16 protein-coding genes are annotated in these 16,730 nt (G+C 67.8%); 12 read left to right on the top strand and 4 right to left on the bottom strand.

Features of this window, described 5'->3' with window-relative positions:
* The first annotated feature begins 64 nt into the window (after positions 1-64).
* The 5 genes from GV161_RS10455 to GV161_RS10435 all read left to right on the top strand — a co-directional run bounded on the left by GV161_RS10455 (position 65) and on the right by GV161_RS10435 (position 4,862).
* Positions 65-1,156: a PhoH family protein gene (locus tag GV161_RS10455; protein WP_244623970.1), complete on the top strand. Its 1,092-nt coding sequence runs from the start codon at positions 65-67 to the stop codon at positions 1,154-1,156.
* An 83-nt stretch (positions 1,157-1,239) separates the two neighbouring features.
* On the top strand, positions 1,240-1,752 hold the full coding sequence (gene ybeY / locus GV161_RS10450; RefSeq protein ID WP_193219508.1) for an rRNA maturation RNase YbeY: 513 nt from the start codon (positions 1,240-1,242) through the stop codon (positions 1,750-1,752).
* Positions 1,749-2,741 (top strand): hemolysin family protein, encoded by a 993-nt coding sequence (locus GV161_RS10445; RefSeq protein ID WP_152013205.1) that lies wholly within the window; start codon positions 1,749-1,751, stop codon positions 2,739-2,741. The genes ybeY and GV161_RS10445 overlap by 4 nt, the downstream gene beginning before the upstream one ends.
* Complete coding sequence (gene lnt / locus GV161_RS10440; protein ID WP_152013206.1) at positions 2,738-4,336, top strand: apolipoprotein N-acyltransferase; 1,599 nt, start codon at positions 2,738-2,740, stop codon at positions 4,334-4,336. Before GV161_RS10445 ends, lnt begins: the two co-directional genes overlap by 4 nt.
* Positions 4,337-4,442: 106 nt before the next feature.
* Positions 4,443-4,862 carry a helix-turn-helix transcriptional regulator gene (locus tag GV161_RS10435; protein ID WP_152013207.1) on the top strand — a complete coding sequence of 140 codons (420 nt, stop codon included), beginning with the start codon at positions 4,443-4,445 and terminating at the stop codon, positions 4,860-4,862.
* 166 nt (positions 4,863-5,028) lie between these two features.
* Here GV161_RS10435 and GV161_RS10430 read toward each other — a convergent pair whose 3' ends face one another.
* From GV161_RS10430 to GV161_RS10420, 3 genes are all read right to left on the bottom strand, one after another.
* On the bottom strand, positions 5,029-5,316 hold the full coding sequence (locus tag GV161_RS10430; RefSeq protein ID WP_152013208.1) for a hypothetical protein: 288 nt from the start codon (positions 5,314-5,316) through the stop codon (positions 5,029-5,031).
* Positions 5,309-5,953 carry an acyl-homoserine-lactone synthase gene (locus tag GV161_RS10425; protein ID WP_159650210.1) on the bottom strand — a complete coding sequence of 215 codons (645 nt, stop codon included), beginning with the start codon at positions 5,951-5,953 and terminating at the stop codon, positions 5,309-5,311. The genes GV161_RS10430 and GV161_RS10425 overlap by 8 nt, the downstream gene beginning before the upstream one ends.
* Positions 5,954-6,097: 144 nt before the next feature.
* Entirely contained in the window at positions 6,098-6,829 is a 732-nt protein-coding gene (locus tag GV161_RS10420) for a LuxR family transcriptional regulator (protein WP_152013210.1), read from the bottom strand.
* A gap of 146 nt (positions 6,830-6,975) precedes the next feature.
* Between GV161_RS10420 and GV161_RS10415 the strand changes: the two genes are divergently transcribed.
* The 3 genes from GV161_RS10415 (at position 6,976) to GV161_RS10405 (ending at position 9,529) form a co-directional block, all read left to right on the top strand.
* Complete coding sequence (locus tag GV161_RS10415; protein ID WP_152013211.1) at positions 6,976-7,389, top strand: helix-turn-helix transcriptional regulator; 414 nt, start codon at positions 6,976-6,978, stop codon at positions 7,387-7,389.
* Positions 7,390-7,548: 159 nt separating this feature from the next.
* Positions 7,549-8,754, top strand: a complete 1,206-nt coding sequence (metK, locus tag GV161_RS10410; protein WP_152013212.1) for a methionine adenosyltransferase — start codon at positions 7,549-7,551, stop codon at positions 8,752-8,754.
* Positions 8,755-8,836: 82 nt separating this feature from the next.
* The gene (locus tag GV161_RS10405; protein ID WP_152013213.1) at positions 8,837-9,529 is read left to right on the top strand and encodes a tRNA (guanine(46)-N(7))-methyltransferase TrmB; all 693 of its coding nucleotides are present in this window, start codon (positions 8,837-8,839) and stop codon (positions 9,527-9,529) included.
* On the opposite strand, the gene GV161_RS10400 is transcribed toward GV161_RS10405, so the two are convergent.
* Entirely contained in the window at positions 9,477-10,592 is a 1,116-nt protein-coding gene (locus tag GV161_RS10400; RefSeq protein WP_152013214.1) for a DUF2336 domain-containing protein, read from the bottom strand. The genes GV161_RS10405 and GV161_RS10400 overlap by 53 nt on opposite strands.
* A gap of 244 nt (positions 10,593-10,836) precedes the next feature.
* Between GV161_RS10400 and rimP the strand changes: the two genes are divergently transcribed.
* Genes rimP through infB form a run of 4 tightly spaced genes read left to right on the top strand, consistent with a single transcriptional unit; the run spans position 10,837 to position 16,676 of the window.
* The gene (gene rimP / locus GV161_RS10395; RefSeq protein ID WP_152013215.1) at positions 10,837-11,535 is read left to right on the top strand and encodes a ribosome maturation factor RimP; all 699 of its coding nucleotides are present in this window, start codon (positions 10,837-10,839) and stop codon (positions 11,533-11,535) included.
* Between the two features lie 5 nt (positions 11,536-11,540).
* Positions 11,541-13,136: a transcription termination factor NusA gene (gene nusA / locus GV161_RS10390; RefSeq protein ID WP_152013216.1), complete on the top strand. Its 1,596-nt coding sequence runs from the start codon at positions 11,541-11,543 to the stop codon at positions 13,134-13,136.
* A 16-nt stretch (positions 13,137-13,152) separates the two neighbouring features.
* Positions 13,153-13,842 carry an RNA-binding protein gene (locus GV161_RS10385; protein ID WP_152013217.1) on the top strand — a complete coding sequence of 230 codons (690 nt, stop codon included), beginning with the start codon at positions 13,153-13,155 and terminating at the stop codon, positions 13,840-13,842.
* Complete coding sequence (gene infB, locus GV161_RS10380) at positions 13,839-16,676, top strand: translation initiation factor IF-2 (protein WP_152013218.1); 2,838 nt, start codon at positions 13,839-13,841, stop codon at positions 16,674-16,676. Before GV161_RS10385 ends, infB begins: the two co-directional genes overlap by 4 nt.
* Positions 16,677-16,730 lie beyond the last annotated feature (54 nt).

The raw sequence follows: 16,730 nt of genomic DNA, 5'->3' as shown, positions 1-16,730 counted from the left end.
GGCATTGGCCCAGGCCGATCAATTCAACCCGAAAGCCGAGCGCGGCGGTCGCCGCGACGAGGCGCTGACCCGCGACGGCCTGCCCGGCGCAGAGGTTGAGCTCACCTTCGACAACAACCAGACCGCTGGCCTGGTCTTCGGGCATTACGACCAGAACCTGGCGCATCTGGAGCGGCGCCTCGGTGTCGTCGTCAGTCCGAACGGCAACCACGTCACCATCAAGGGCCCGCGCGAGACTGCCGAGCAGGCGAGTCGCGTGCTGCGCACGCTCTATGCCCGCGCCAAAACCGGCGCCGCCGTCAATCTCGGCGAGGTCGACGGCGCGATCGAGGAGAGCAACGCACAGCGCTCGCTCTTCCCCTCCGACAATGCCGGCAAGGCCGCCTTCGACGCCGTTGTGACGCGCAAGCGCGGCCCGGTCCGGGCCCGCAACGCCGCGCAGGACGCCTATCTGCGCCAACTCAAGCGCCATGAGCTCGTTCTCGCCGAAGGCCCGGCCGGCACCGGCAAGACCTGGCTCGCCGTCGGCCATGCCGTCTCGCTGATCGAGCAGGGCGTGGTCGAGCGCATGGTGCTGTCGCGCCCGGCGGTCGAGGCCGGCGAGCGCCTCGGCTTCCTGCCCGGCGACATGCGCGAGAAGGTCGATCCGTACCTGCGGCCGATCTACGACGCCCTCAACGACTTCATGGAGGCACGCCATGTCGAGCGCGCCCTGCAGACCGGCATGATCGAGATCGCGCCGCTGGCCTTCATGCGCGGGCGCACGCTGAGCAATGCCGTTGTGCTGCTCGACGAGGCGCAGAACGCGACCTCCGTGCAGATGAAGATGTTTCTCACCCGCCTGGGCGAGGGCTCGCGCATGATCATCACCGGCGACCCTTCGCAGGTCGACCTGCCGCCGGGCCAGCGTTCCGGCCTGGTCGAGGCGGTCAGGCTGCTCTCGGGCGTCGAGGGCGTCGGCCATGCCCGCTTCGAGGAAGGCGACGTCGTCCGCCATGCGCTCGTGCGCCGGATCGTCATGGCCTATGAGGATGCCTCCCGGAAGGAGCGCGACGAGCGCGAGGCGCGGCTTGCCGCCCTGCCCGCACCGGAGGCTCCCGCCGAGGGCGATGCCGACGGGCTGAAGCGGATGCTGTCGCGGGAGCGGCCGCGATGACCGACCGACCTCGTTCGCGGCGCGCTGCGCCGCGAACCGAAGCTACGGAGCCTGCCACAGGCGGGCTCTCGCTCGATATCCGCATGCAGTCTCGCAAATGGCGCGAGATCGGGGATTTGCGTCCGCGGATCCTCGCCGCGGTCGATGCCGGGCTGGCGCTGGCTCCGGTCAAGCCGCTGCCGGGCGCCGAGCTCAGCCTGCTGCTCACCGACGACAAGCGCATCCGCATCGTCAACCGCGACTGGCGCGGCTTCGACAAGGCGACCAATGTTCTCTCCTTCCCGGCCGCGCCGCCCGAGCGGATCGCATCGAGCCCGGTGATCGGCGACATCGTGATCGCCCTGGAGACGGTCGCCCGGGAGGCGAACGCCGAGGAGAAATCCTTCGGCGACCATCTCAGCCATCTCGTGATCCACGGGCTGCTGCACCTGCTCGGCGAAGACCACGAGACGGAAGCCGAGGCCCAGCGCATGGAAGCGCTGGAGACCGCAGCGCTTGCCCGACTCGGCATCGCCGACCCCTATGCCAGCTCCGAGCCGGAACCCATGCAGCCCCGCCCAGCATCCAAGACCAAGAAGCCGCAGCCAGCGTCATGAGCGACGACACCCGATCTTCCTCCTCATCAGAACCAACAGGCCGCGGCCTGTCGCATTGGCTCGGCCAGTTCCTCGACCGGCTCGGCCTGCGCCAGGGCGGCTCGATCCGCGAGGACATCACCGAGGCGCTGGCGCAGGACAGCGGCGGAGTGACCGACCTCTCGCCGCAAGAGCGGGCGATGCTCTCGAACGTGCTGAGCCTGCGCGAGCGCCGCGTTGCCGATGTGATGGTGCCGCGCGCCGACGTCATCGCAGTCTCCTCGGAGGCGACGCTCGGCGACCTCCTGGCCCTGTTCCGCACCGCCGGCCATTCGCGCCTGCCTGTTTATGGGGAATCGCTCGACGACCCCCGGGGAATGATCCACATCCGCGACTTCCTCGACTTCATCGCGGCCCGGGCCAAGCCAGGCCGGAAGCTGCGCGGTGAGGCAGAGGCGCCGGCCGGCCCGAGTCTCGGCGCCATCGATCTCTCGATGACGCTGGCCCAGGCCAAGATCCTGCGGCCGGTGCTCTACGTGCCGCCCTCGATGCCGGCGGTCGACCTTCTGGTCAGAATGCAGGCGACGCGTACCCATATCGCCCTGGTGATCGACGAATATGGCGGCACGGACGGGCTGATCTCGATCGAAGACCTGGTCGAGATCGTCGTCGGCGACATCGAGGACGAGCACGATCTCGACGAAGCTCCCGCGATCGCACCAGCTGGCGAGAACCGCTTCATCGCCGATGCCCGCGCCACCCTCGACGAGTTGAAGGAGGCGACCGGAATCGACCTGTCGAGCGCCGAGGTTGCCGAGGAGGTCGATACGCTCGGCGGGCTGATCGTGACCCTGGCCGGCCGCGTGCCGGTGCGCGGCGAATTGATCAAGGGGCCGGAGGACCTCGAATTCGAGGTGCTTGACGCCGACCCGCGCCGGGTCAAGCGCCTGCGCATCCATCGCCGCGATGCGATCGCGACCGAGGCACCAGCCGCGCCGGACGCCGCATGATCAAGCTGTCAGTGCTGGCCGACCGCGTCATCCTCGCCTGGGGCTGGCCGCGCCGGTTGATCGCGCTCATTTGCGGCGCCTGTGGCGCGCTGGCGCTGGCCCCACTTGATCTCTGGCCGCTGATGGTCGTGCCGATGACCGCCGCGGTCTGGCTGATCGACGGCTCGGTCGCGGAAACCCGGCGCGGGCGCCTCTGGGCGGCTGCGAGCGCCGGTTGGTGGTGGGGCTTTGGCTATCATCTCGCCGGTTTGTGGTGGCTGGGCGCCGCCTTCCTGGTCGAGGCCGACAAGTTCGCCTGGGCGATGCCGCTCGGCGTCGTGGCGCTGCCGGCCTTCCTCGCCATCTTCCCGGCTGCGGGCTTCGCCCTGGCGCGGGCGCTCTGGCCGACGGGTGCCGGCCGCATCCTGGTGCTGGCGGCCGTGCTGGCGCTGAGCGAGTGGCTGCGCGGCCATGTCCTCACCGGCTTTCCCTGGAACGTCTACGGCATGATGCTGGCCGGACCGGCCTGGCTCGCCCAGAGCGCCAGCCTGATCGGGCTTTACGGGTTGACGGCACTGGCCGTCGCGGTCGGGGCCGCGCCGGCCGTGCTCGGTACAGGCGAAGAGGACGAGGGGCGCTGGCGCGCTCCGGCCCTGGCGGGGCTCGTGCTGGCGGCCATGGCTGGATTTGGCGCCTGGCGGATTCCAGCGGAGCCGGTTCCGGCGGTGAGTGGGGTCAAACTCCGGCTGATGCAGCCGAACCTGCCGCAGGATGCCAAGTTCAGCCCGCGCAACAGCGAGATGATCCTGTCGCACTACCTCGCGCTCAGCGACCGGGCGACCGGCCCGGCGACCTCGGGCGTGCAGGACGTGACGCATCTGATCTGGCCGGAGTCGGCCTTCCCCTTCCTGCTCGGGCGCACGCCGCAGGCACTGGCGCGGATCGCCGCGCTGCTGCCGCCGAGCACCACGCTGATCACCGGCGCGGCCCGCGCCGGCGAGATGCTGCCGGGCGAAAGCCGGCCGCCGATCTACAATTCGATCCAGGTCATCAATGACGAGGGCACGATCACCGGCAGCTACGACAAGGTTCATCTCGTCCCGTTCGGCGAGTATCTGCCTGCTGTCCTCGAACGGCTGATCCGGGCGGTCGGCCTGTCCGAATTCGTCTCGGTTCCCGGTGGCTTCGCCTCCGGCAGCCGGCGCACGCCGCTGTCGATCCGCGGCCTGCCGCCGGCGGCTAGCCTGATCTGCTACGAGGTGATCTTCCCCGGTGAGGCGATGCCGAGCGGACCGCGGCCGGGCTTCATCCTCAACCTGACCAATGACGGCTGGTTCGGGCAGACCAGCGGCCCCTACCAGCATCTCGCGCAAGCCCGCTTACGCGCCATCGAGGAAGGCCTGCCGCTGGTGCGCGTCGCCAACACCGGCATCTCGGCGGTAGCAGACCATTACGGGCGCATCCGCGCCGCATTGCCACTCGGCGAGGCCGGCGTCATCGATACCTCGTTGCCCCGCGCTGGTCCGGCGACGCCCTATTCCCGCTTCGGCGACCTTTTCTTTGCAGGTGTAGTTGCCAGCCTAATGCTCGCTGGAGTAATAATGCGGCGACGGTAATCCCATATGGAACTTTCTTTCGGGACCGCCGCCGAATGGCCAACCGGGCCAGGCCTTCAACGGGCCGCCGACTGGCTGAACGGATAAAAAAAGGGGACCGGCTGCCATGTTGAAGAAAGTACCCAACCCGATCGACCGCCATGTCGGCAGCCGCGTCCGGATGCGCCGCATGCTCGCCGGCGTTAGCCAGGAGCGGCTCGGCGAAGCACTGGGCCTGACCTTCCAGCAGGTGCAGAAATACGAGAAGGGCACCAACCGGATCAGCGCCAGCCGGCTGCAGCAGATTTCCAAGATGCTCGGCGTGCCTGTCGCCTTCTTCTTCGACGGCGCTCCCGCCGACGACAGCATCGGGGAGGGCTTCGCCGATGCATCGGCCACGACCTATGTCGCCGATTTCCTCGCGACCAGCGAGGGCGTGCAGCTGACCAAGGCCTTCGTGCGGATCAAGAGCCCGCGCGTGCGCCGGCGTATCGTCGATCTCGTCGAATCGCTCGGCGACTCGCCGATCGAGACCATCGAGCAATAGGTCTTCCGCCTCGGCGCGAGCGGATTCGACCGGCTCGCGCCACGAGGACGGCTGATTTTGCGCTGGCTCTCTGCGCTCAGCTGGTCCCAGCCGAGCGCAGAGAGCTTGGGCAGTTGCTCTATCGTATCTTCTCCGCGCGATCGCGGGCCGCCTCGCTCGGAAACGCCTAGTGCAGGGCCGGGGGTGTATCCTGGGTCAGGACGAGCGTGCTCCGATTGAGTCGCTGCAGTTGCGGGCTGGGATTCACCAGCAGGAAGTCCCTGAGCTTCACCTGGTCCGGCTCCGACATGGACAGGATCTGCACTGCGAGCCAGAGCTCGTCCGGCAAGTCCATGCGGTGGGCGACATCCACCAGTTCCTGATGCACCGGCTGGTTGCGCAGCAGAGTGGTGAGCAGGCCGAGGGCATATTCGATCTTATCGCGGCTGCTGCCGGTGTCATGCTGATTAGCCATGCGAGATCCTCCGCTCGCCCGGGGCCCGCTTCGCGTCGCGACGCGAAAGGATGACCGGCGCTTCGATATCCTTGAAGGCAAGGGTACGGCGATAGGCGTCCTCGCTCACCGTGATGATCGTGCCGACGCAGTTCATGCCATCGATCATGGTCGGCAGGCCGAGCGGCCGGACCTCCCAGCCCAGTTCCAGGAAACGCGGCATCCACCACGTCTCCATCACCACCGTGATCGCCGTGATGTCGTTGGCAAGGCAGTACTCGAACATGCCAGCCAGAACGGTATGCAGGACCTTGCTGTCTGTGCCGCGCCGCTCCGGCACGACGAAGATGCGTGTCCATTCGACGACATCGGTGCCGCGCTGGAGCCCGCGCACATCGGCCAGGAACGGGAAGACGTCGGCCATCAGATGCGGACATGTCGTCGGCACGAGTCGTGTTCCGCCGATGACGCGCCCGTTCTCGATCGCCAGCAGATAGGTCGCATCCGCGTTGTCGAACTGGTCGACCTCGCGACCATCGGACCGCTCGAGCGCCATCCATTTGCGCTCGCCGACATAGATCTGGTGCCGGATCTGGTAGTGCTGCTCGAGTTCGGCCCCGTAGAGGTGCCGGTTCCCGGCATCGATAACGTGGATCATCGCCGCTTCCCTCCCTAGAGGGACGCAAGCTGGCTCCATTCAGGTTTCACGGGTATTCCGGAATTCCGGAAGATGCGGGCGAAATCGACCGGATTCGAACGGTTGTTCCTATCGCAAAAGTAGTCCCGCCCCTACGGAACACGCCTAGATGCTGATCTCGCCACGGCGATAGGCCTCGATCACCGTGCGTGTGCGGCCCCTGACCCCGAGCTTGCGGGCAGCGTTCTCGAAATGGGCCTCCGCCGTGCCGGCGGAAACGCCGAGGCGCTCCGCCACGCCTTCGGTCGTCTTGCCGATCGCGAACCAGGTCAAGACTTCGCGCTCGCGCACCGTCAGGACGTGCTCGCAGCGCGCCGGCCGCAGGCAGTCGGCCGCCTTGCCATGCGCGTAGATCGACATCAGGTGAATCGCCGAACGGGCCTGGCGCGACAGATCCGGCCGATCTCCGGCCATGGTGACCACGGCCTGAAAGCCCGCTTCGCCATGGATCGGCACGCAGAAGCCCTCGATCATGTTGAAGTCGCGAGCCCGGTGCATCACCTCGCGCTGGCGCGGCAGCGCCGCACCCTCCTGGTAGACGTCGTTCCAGGCGAACGGGTCGATCGTCGTCTTGCAATGGGCCGCGATCGGGTCCCAATCCGAGAACGACTTCTCCAGATAGAGCTCGAACCAGCCCGGCGGCCAGCCATTGAGGAGAACGAGCGGATCGATCCGATCGCCGATTTCCGGCAGCCCTGTGATGAGGAAGGCGTGGAAGCCATAGCTGGCAAGCTTATCGCGCAAAGCGGCGACGACCATCGTCGGATCGGTGAGGGTGCTCAGCCGATCGATGAAGTCGAGCGCGTCTCGTCCCGCGTTGAAATGTCGTCCCGACATGTCCCGTCTTTTCCGACCTTAGCAGCTTCAACGCAGAACGGCCAAGAATCAACGCATACCAATGCATACCATCTCATGGCCTTCCAGAGCCGGCGGTAGACGCGCGGCCGGAAGTGCGGTTGAGTGGGCCCCGAGGTGAACGGCCCATGCTGAAGAAACTTCCGAATCCGATCGACCGTCATGTCGGCAGCCGGGTACGCATGCAGCGCATGCTGGCCGGAATCAGCCAGGAAAAGCTGGGCGAGGCGTTGGGCCTGACCTTTCAGCAGGTGCAGAAATACGAGAAGGGCACAAATAGAATCAGTGCCAGCCGCCTGCAGCAGATCGCCAAGATGCTAGGCGTACCCGTCGCCTTCTTCTTCGAGGGCGCCCCGGCCGGTGACGTGGCCACCGGCGGCTTCGCCGACGCGTCGGCGGCGACCTATGTCGCCGACTTCCTCTCCACCAGCGAGGGCGTCCAGCTTTCCAAGGCGTTCGTGCGCATCAAGAACCCGCGTGTACGCCGACGCGTCATCGACCTCGTCGAGGCCCTGGCGGATGAATCCGGAGAAACAGCCTGATTCCACGCCCTATTCGTTCGACTTAACGAACAAAATATCTGTCAAAAGAATTTCCTGCCTTGACGGCGAACCTTTCCGCTGCAAAAGACGCTGCGCATTTTTCATTCGTGCGCAGGTCTCCACCGGCGCCCGCCCCGCAGCTTGGGAAGGATCCCGACCGTGTCCCGTCAGAACTACCTCTTCACCAGCGAGTCCGTTTCCGAAGGCCACCCGGACAAGGTCTGCGACCGGATCTCGGACGAGATCGTCGATCTGTTCTTCAAGGAAGCGATCAAGGCGGGCCATGACCCGGCGCAGGTGCGCGTCGCCGCCGAGACGTTGGCGACCACCAACCGCATCGTCGTCGCCGGCGAGGTCCGCACCCATCTCGACGAGAAGCAGATCAAGTCGAAGGTGAAGTCGGCGGCGCGCAAGGCGGTCCGCGCGATCGGCTACGAGCAGGACGGCTTCCACTGGAAGAAGGCCAAGATCGACGTGCTGCTGCACCCGCAGTCGGCCGACATCGCCCAGGGCGTCGACGAAGGCAGCAACAAGGATGTCGGCGCCGGCGACCAGGGCATCATGTTCGGCTATGCCTGCCGCGAGACGCCGGAGCTGATGGCTGCGCCGATCTACTACGCCCACAAGATCCTCGAGGTCCTCGCCAAGGCCCGCCACGCCGGCGAAGGTGCGGCCGCCAAGCTCGGCCCCGACGCCAAGAGCCAGGTCACGGTCAAGTACGAGAACGGCAAGCCGGTCGGCGTGACCCAGATCGTGCTCTCGACCCAGCATCTCGATGAGACGCTGACCTCGGCCGATGTCCGCAAGATCGTCGAGCCCTATATCCGTGAGACCCTGCCCGATGGCTGGATCTCGAAGGACACCGTCTGGCACGTCAACCCGACCGGCAAGTTCGTGATCGGCGGGCCCGATGGCGACGCCGGCCTGACCGGCCGCAAGATCATCGTCGACACCTATGGTGGCGCGGCGCCCCATGGCGGCGGCGCCTTCTCGGGCAAGGACCCGACCAAGGTCGACCGTTCGGCCGCCTATGCGGCACGCTATCTCGCCAAGAACGTCGTCGCCGCCAAGCTGGCCGACCGCTGCACGATCCAGCTCGCCTACGCCATCGGCGTCGCCAAGCCGCTGTCGATCTATGTCGACCTGCACGGCACCGGCAAGGTCGACGAGGCCAAGCTCGAGAGCGTGCTCGGTGAGGTGATGGACCTGACACCGCGCGGCATCCGCACGCATCTGGGCCTCAACAAGCCGATTTACGCCAAGTCGGCGGCCTATGGCCATTTCGGCCGCAAGGCCGGCCGCGACGGCAGCTTCTCCTGGGAGAAGACCGATCTGGTCGACGCGCTGAAGAAGGCCGTCGCCTGATCCACGTCACCATAGTCTGAATGAAGGCCGGGGTGCTGCCCCGGCCTTTTTCTTTTGCTCGAACCGACATAGAGCAACGCTCATGACAGAGCAGCACGATCCAGACCGGGCCTTCTTCGGCCGCCGCAAGGGCAAGGGCCTGCGCCAGGGCCAGGCCGAGCGCATCGCCGAGACCTTGCCGGCGCTTCGTCTGCCGGAAGGGCCGATCTCCGACCTGAAGGCGCTCTTTCCGATTCCCGTCGAGGCCGTCAGGCTCGAGATCGGCTTCGGCGGCGGCGAGCATCTGCTGGCGCGCATGCGCGAGAGCCCGCAGATCGGCTTCATCGGCGTCGAGCCCTTCATCAATGGCATGGCCAAGTTCCTGGCCGTGATCGAGCAGGAAGGCCTGCGTAATATCCGGCTCTGGGACGGCGATGCCGCGCTGCTCCTGCCGCAACTGCCCGCAGGAAGCATCGACGCGGCCGACCTGCTCTATCCGGACCCATGGCCGAAACGCCGCCAGCGCAAGCGCCGCTTCGTCTCGGAGCGGACGCTCTCCCTGCTCGCCAGGGTGCTGCGGCCGGGCGGTCGCTTCCGCTTCGCCAGCGACATCGACGACTATGTCGGCTGGACGCTGGCGCGGCTCGCCGCCTCGCCTGATTTCGACTGGATCGACGAGCGCGCGGACGATTGGCGCCAGCCCTATCCCGGCTGGGTCCGCACCCGCTACGAGGCGAAAGCGGTCAAGGCCGGACGGGTGCCGAGCTATCTGACTGCGCACCGTCGCGCATCCTGAGGAAGCCGAGCACGCGCTGCGCCGTCATCGGCGTCAGGTTGCGGAAGCTCTGCTTGGCCCGCTCCAGCACCGGGGCGGACTTGCCGTCGCCCTTGCGCAGGCCGATCAGCGCCCTGGTCGTCTCCCAGGACCAGCCCATGCCGCGCGCCACCAGGAGCACCGCATCGCGATCGGGACCGAAGACGATCTGTTCGGTCGCCGGCAAGGTCAGGCGGGCCAGGGCGGCGACACCGCAGATCGCATGCTCGACCGCGCCGGAGGTCGCATATTGCGCCACCACGGATTCGTCGAGCTTGCCGGCTTCGTCCAGGGCCTTGACGTCCACCAGCGCCTTGCCGAAACGACCGAGCTCGTCACCGATGGTCGTCTGGGCCGAGACGGCTTCGGCACCGCGCTCGACAGCGCCGGCGACGGCACCCATCAACGACGGTTCCAACGAAGCTTCAAGCCGGCGGCGGGCGGAGCTCTTGGCGGCCGCCAGCAGCTGCTCGGCGAGATCGGCTGGGATGTCGGCGCGGGTGCCGAGCGTCACCTGCAAGGCGTCGTCCTGGGCGGCGCGCATGACGAGGACGCCCATGCCGTGGCGGGAGAAGCGGGCGCTCTGATTGGCGGCGACGGCATGGGTCACGACGCGCCCGCCGCGCAGGATCAGGAAATCGGTGACCGGCTCGCCGAGATCCGGACGCTCGGTAATGGCGAGCATGTGATCGCGGCCCTTGGCAGCGGCGATGGCGACGAGATCATGGTCGCTGAGACGGGGCGAGGCGACGAGGACCGGCCGCGCCACCGCGATCTCGTCGAGCGCGAGCTGGCGCACGACGCCGCTCGGCGCATTGGGAACGGGAGCGAGCCGCTCGGCCAGTTCGATGCGCGCCTTCATCTCGATCGCGCGAGCGAGGCGGCCGATCACCACGTCGAAGACGCCGACCTGGTCCTCGCCCATCTCGTTGGCCGTGGCCAGGAAGAGGTCGGTCAGGCGCGACAGGATGACGGCGCGCTCGTCGGTCGAGCCGCGCGCCATCGTCGTCTCGAGATCGCGCAGCAACGCGCCGACAGGACTCATCACGCAACCTCACCACTCAACCATCCCCCCATCCTAGCAATGAAGAATGACCAGCGGGTTAGCAGCATCGTCGAAATCGAGGACAGGCTTGCAAGATCGCTGAAACGGGACTAGATAGCGGCCAACAGCTCTGGTTTCGGTGTAAGCCGGCGATCAAGAGCGGGCCCACCGGCCCGCTCTTTTTTATTGGCCGAACCGCCCATGAGTTTTTTTGGAGCCGGCGGGAGACGGGCGAGCCATACGGATGGTCGAGCAGAACAGCCAGGATCAGGAAGAGCGGATCGTCGTGGAGAGCGGCATCGCCGCGCGCGTTGCGGCGATCATCGAGCCGGCGATCATGGATCTCGGCTACCGGCTGGTGCGCGTGCGCATCAGCGCCCAGAACGGTTGCACCGTCCAGATCATGGCCGAGTTGCCCGACGGCACGATGAATGTCGAAGGCTGCGAGGCCGTAAGCCAGGCGGTTTCGCCGGCGCTGGACGTCGACGATCCCGTTCAGACGGCCTATCATCTGGAAGTATCGTCGCCGGGCATCGACCGGCCGCTGGTCAGGCCGAGCGATTTCGAGCGCTGGGCCGGCCACCTGACCAAGATCGAGACCAGCGAGCCCTTTGCCGGGCGCAAGCGCTTCCGCGGCATCCTGCGGGGCGCCAGCGGAACCGACGCCCTGCTGAGCCGCGACGACGCCAAGGCCGACGAGGAGCGCGATGTCGCGATCCCGATGCGCCTGATCGCCGAGGCGCGGCTGGTGCTGACCGATGCGCTGGTCACCGAATCGCTCCGGCGCGGCAAATCGGGCCTGGCGCCGGAAATGCCGCCCGCCGACGAGATCGCCCAGCCCGTACCCGGGCGCGGCAAGTCGCTCGGCCCCCGTGATCCCAAGGCCCGCAAGCCGGGCAAGGGCGCCAAGGGGCCGGTGAAGAACACACAGGAAGAGGAGTGAGCGCCATGGCCGTCAGCGCCAACCGGCTCGAGCTGTTGCAGATCGCCGACGCCGTCGCCCGCGAGAAGTCGATCGACCGGCAGATCGTGATCGACGCGATGCAGGACGCGATCGCCAAGGCGGCGCGCTCGCGCTACGGCGCCGAGACAGACGTGCATGCCGAGATCAACACCAAGTCGGGCGAGCTGCGCCTCGCCCGCCATCTCCAGGTCGTCGACCTCGTCGAGAACGGCGCCGTCGAGATCACCGTCGACGAGGCCAAGCGTCACAACCCGGCCGCCCAGGTCGGCGACGTGATCGCCGATCCGCTGCCGCCCTTCGATTTCGGCCGCATCGCCGCCCAGTCGGCCAAGCAGGTCATCGTGCAGAAGGTGCGCGAGGCCGAGCGCGACCGGCAGTATGACGAGTACAAGGATCGTATCGGCGAGATCGTCAACGGCGCGGTCAAGCGCGTCGAATACGGCAATGTCTTCGTCGATCTCGGCCGTGGCGAGGCGATCATCCGCCGCGACGAGATGATCCCGCGCGAGACCTTCAAGGTCGGCGACCGCGCCCGCGCCTATGTCTACGATGTGCGCCGCGAGCCGCGTGGGCCGCAGATCTTCCTGTCGCGCACCCATCCGCAGTTCATGGCCAAGCTGTTCGGCCAGGAAGTGCCGGAGATCTATGACGGGATCGTCGAGGTCAAGGCCGTCGCCCGCGATCCGGGCTCGCGCGCCAAGATCGCGGTGATCAGCCGTGACTCCTCGATCGATCCAGTCGGCGCCTGCGTCGGCATGCGCGGCTCGCGCGTGCAGGCCGTGGTCGGCGAGCTCCAGGGCGAGAAGATCGACATCATCCCGTGGTCGCCCGATGTCGCGACCTTCGTCGTCAACGCGCTGCAGCCGGCGGAAGTCGCCAAGGTGGTGCTGGACGAGGAAGCGGACAAGATCGAAGTCGTGGTGCCGGACGAGCAGCTCTCGCTCGCGATCGGCCGCCGCGGCCAGAATGTCCGCCTGGCGTCGCAGCTCACCGGCTGGGACATCGACATCCTGACTGAAGCCGAGGAGTCCGAGCGCCGCCAGAAGGAGTTCGTGCAGCGCACCGAGCTGTTCATGAACGCCCTCAATGTCGACGAGACCGTCGGCCAGCTGCTCGCTTCGGAAGGCTTCCGCTCGGTCGAGGAAGTCGCCTACGTCGAGCCGAGCGAATTGTCCTCGATCGAGGGCTTCGACGAGGATACCGCCGCCGAGATCCAGAACCGCGCCCAGGAACACCTGGCCGCGGTCGAGGCCGAGTTCGACGAGAAGCGCAAGGCGCTGGGCGTCGAGGACGAGCTGCGCGATGTCGAGGGCGTTTCCACCGCGATGATGGTCGCGCTCGGCGAGAACGACGTGAAGAGCGTCGAGGACCTCGCCGGCTGCGCCACCGACGACCTGGTCGGCTGGACCGAGCGCAAGGATGGCGAGACCACCCGCCATTCCGGCTATCTCGACGGCTTCGACCTGTCGCGGCAGGATGCCGAGGCGATCGTGATGGCCGCCCGCGTCAAGGCGGGCTGGATCGAGGCGCCGGAGCCGGAAGCCGAGGCGGAGACCGAGGCCGAGGAGTCGCAGGTCTGAACCAGGACAGCGCGAGATGAAGCGGCGCGCCGAACGCGAGGGCCCGGAGCGGACCTGCGTGGTGACGCGCCAGGGCCGGGCGCCGGAAGATCTGATTCGCTTCGTGGTCGGCCCCGGCGAAGTGCTGGTGCCGGACATCAGGCGCAAGCTGCCGGGACGCGGCGTCTGGGTCTCGCTCAGCGCTGCCGCAGTCCGCGAAGCGGTGAAGCGACGCGCGTTCGAGCGCTCGCTGAAGATGAAAGTCACGGTTTCGCCCGAGCTGGCGGCCGAGGTCGATGCGCTGCTGGTCCGGGACGCGATCCAGGCGCTGGCGATGGCGAACAAGGCGGGACTGGTCTCGACCGGCTTCGCCAAGGTCGAGGCCCAGGCTGAAGCAGGGCGCCCTGCCGCGGTGATCGCCGCGAGCGACGGCGCCGAGGACGGAAAGCGTAAGATCGGCCAGGCGCTGCGGCGCGCATCGGGGCCGAAAGAGATACCGGTCGTGGCGATTTTCGCCGCGGCTGAACTGGAACTGGCGCTGGGGCGTGAGCATGTGATACATGCAGCGCTTGCTCCGGGTCCGGCGACTGAGGGTTTCCTCGCGCGCTGGCGTCGGCTCATCCGTTTTCGGATGAACGATGCTGGCGAGACGGCGTTCATCGACCCGGCTGAATCCGACGTACGCGACCAGACGAAGACCGAACCGGCAGGACCGACAGCGGAATGAGTGATACCAAGACCCCCGGCGACAAGACCTTGAGCGTAACGCCTCCCAAGACGTTGTCGCTGAAGCGTCCTGTCGAGCAGAGCACGGTTCGGCAGAGCTTCTCGCATGGGCGCACGAAGCAGGTCGTCGTCGAGGTCAAGCGCCGCGTCAGCGGCCACGAACCCGTGGCCGCGCCGGTTGCCCGTGCCCCGCAGCCGCAGCAGCAGGCTCCGACGCCGCCGCGGCCACAGGCACCGCAGCCCGCGCCACAGGCCAGCCGCCCGGCCAGCAGCATGCTGCTGCGCACGCTCTCGGACGATGAGAAGGATGCGCGTCAGCGCGCCCTCTCCGATGCTCGCGCCACCGAGGCAGAGGCCCGCGCCCGCGCCGAAGAGGAAGCACGCCAGCGCGCTGCCCGGGAATCCCGCGAGCGGGCCGAGCGCGAAGCCGCCCAGGCTCGCCAGCGCGAGGAAGAGGACCGCCGCCGCCAGGAGGATGAGCACAAGCGCCGGGCCGAGAGCGCGGCCCGCCAGCGCATGAGCGAGGAGGCTGCCCCGCCGCGGCCCGCACCGCCGCGTGACGCTGCCCCTTCGGCCGCTCCCTCAGTCCAGCCCTACGCCCAGACGCCGCGCCCTGCTCCGTCGGGTCCCCGGGAGACGCGCGAATTCGGTGGGCCGCGCCCGCCGGCGCGCGATGTCGGCGCCCGCCCGCCGCGCCTGGATTTCCGGCCCCCCCGTCCGGACTCGCCGCGCCCGCCACGCCCCGACGCCAATGCGACGGCCGAGCCGCTCGTCGCGCGGCCCGCTCGGCAGGCGCCCTCTTCAGCAGGTGCTCCCCGCAGCCGTCCCGATGACGGCGAGGCGCGTCCCGCTTTCCGGCGTCCCGGCGGAGCGCCTGGCGCACCCCGCGGCGCCCCGGCTCCGGCACCGAAGACTCCGAAGGTCGGCGAGAAGCCTCGCGGCCGCCTGACGTTGTCGACCGCCACGGGCGGGGACGACGAGCGAACCCGCTCGCTCGCCTCGTTCCGGCGCCGCGTGCAGCGCATGACCGGCCATCGCGCCTCCGATGTCGCGAAGGAACGCGTGATGCGCGAGGTGATCATCCCTGAGACGATCACCATCCAGGAACTCGCCAACCGCATGACCGAGCGGGGCGTCGACGTCATCCGCCTGCTGATGAAGCAGGGCGCGATGCACAAGATCACCGACGTGATCGACGCCGACACCGCCCAGCTCGTGGCCGAGGAAATGGGCCACACCGTCAAGCGTGTCGCCGAATCCGACGTCGAGGAAGGCCTGTTCGACACGCCGGACACGGACGAGACCCTGGTCTCGCGCCCGGCGGTCGTGACCATCATGGGCCATGTCGACCACGGCAAGACCTCGCTGCTCGACGCGATCCGCAAGACCCATGTCGTGTCCGGCGAGGCCGGTGGCATCACCCAGCATATCGGCGCCTATCAGGTGACGACGCCGGCCGGTGCCAAGGTTACCTTCATCGACACGCCCGGCCACGCCGCCTTCACGGCGATGCGCGCCCGCGGCGCCAAGGTGACGGACGTGGTCGTGCTGGTGGTTGCCGCCGATGACGGCGTGATGCCGCAGACGGTCGAGGCCATCAACCACGCCAAGGCGGCGAAGGTGCCGCTGATCGTGGCGATCAACAAGATCGACAAGTCCGACGCCAACCCGGACCGTGTCCGTTCCGAGCTGCTGCAATACGAGATCCAGGTCGAGTCGCTCGGCGGCGAGACGCTGGAAATCGAAGTCTCGGCCAAGACCGGCCAGGGGCTCGACACGCTGCTCGAAGCGATCGCGCTGCAGGCCGAGGTGCTCGACATCAAGGCCAACCCCGAGCGCGCCGCAGAAGGCACGGTGATCGAGGCCAAGCTCGACCGCGGCCGCGGCCCGGTCGCGACCGTCCTCGTCCAGCGCGGCACGCTGCGCACCGGTGACATCGTCGTCGCTGGCGCCGAATGGGGCCGCGTCCGCGCGCTGATCTCCGATACCGGCGCCCAGATCAAGGAAGCGGCGCCGTCGCTTCCGGTCGAGGTGCTCGGCTTCAACGGCACGCCGGAAGCCGGCGACCGCGTCGCGGTCGTCGAGTCGGAGGCCCGTGCCCGCGAGATCACCGACTACCGCGAGCGTCAGAAGCGCGATCGCCTCGCCGCCCGCGGCGCCGGCTCGGGTGCCGGCCGCTCGCTCGCCGAGATGATGCGCGAGCTCAAGGAAGGTGCTGGTCGCAAGGAGTTCCCGCTCGTCGTCAAGGGCGACGTGCAGGGTTCCGTCGAAGCCATCGTCGGCTCGCTCGAGAAGGTCGGCAATGACGAGGTCCGCGCCCGCGTGCTTTCGTCCGGCGTCGGCGCGATCACAGAATCCGACGTCACGCTGGCCCAGGCTTCGGGCGCAGTGGTGATCGGCTTCAACGTCCGCGCCCACAAGGAAGCGCGCGAAGCGGCCGAACGGGCCGGGGTCGAGATCCGTTACTACAGCATCATCTACAACCTGATGGATGATGTGAAGGACGCGATGTCGGGCCTGCTGGCGCCGACCCTGCGCGAGACCATGCTCGGCAACGCGCAGATCCTCGAGATCTTCAACGTCTCGAAGGTCGGCAAGATCGCTGGTTGCCGCGTCACCGACGGCACGATCGAGCGTGGCGCCAATGTCCGCCTGATCCGCGACGGCGTCGTGGTTCACGAGGGCAAGCTCGCCCAGCTCAAGCGCTTCAAGGACGACGCCAAGGAAGTGGTCGCCGGCCAGGAGTGCGGCATGTCCTTCGAGAGCTACCAGGACATGCGCGCAGGCGACGTGATCGAGTGCTTCCGCGTCGAGGAGATCAAGCGCAGCCTCTGACAGGCACGCTTGCTCCCGGATGTTTCCAGATGGCCGGGCTTTCGCCCGGCCATG

The sequence above is a fragment of the Bosea sp. 29B genome (assembly GCF_902506165.1).
In the GTDB taxonomy this organism is placed as follows: Bacteria; Pseudomonadota; Alphaproteobacteria; order Rhizobiales; family Beijerinckiaceae; genus Allobosea.
Note: the sequence above shows the minus strand (reverse complement) of the source record. Positions and strands in the feature narration are given on the sequence as shown.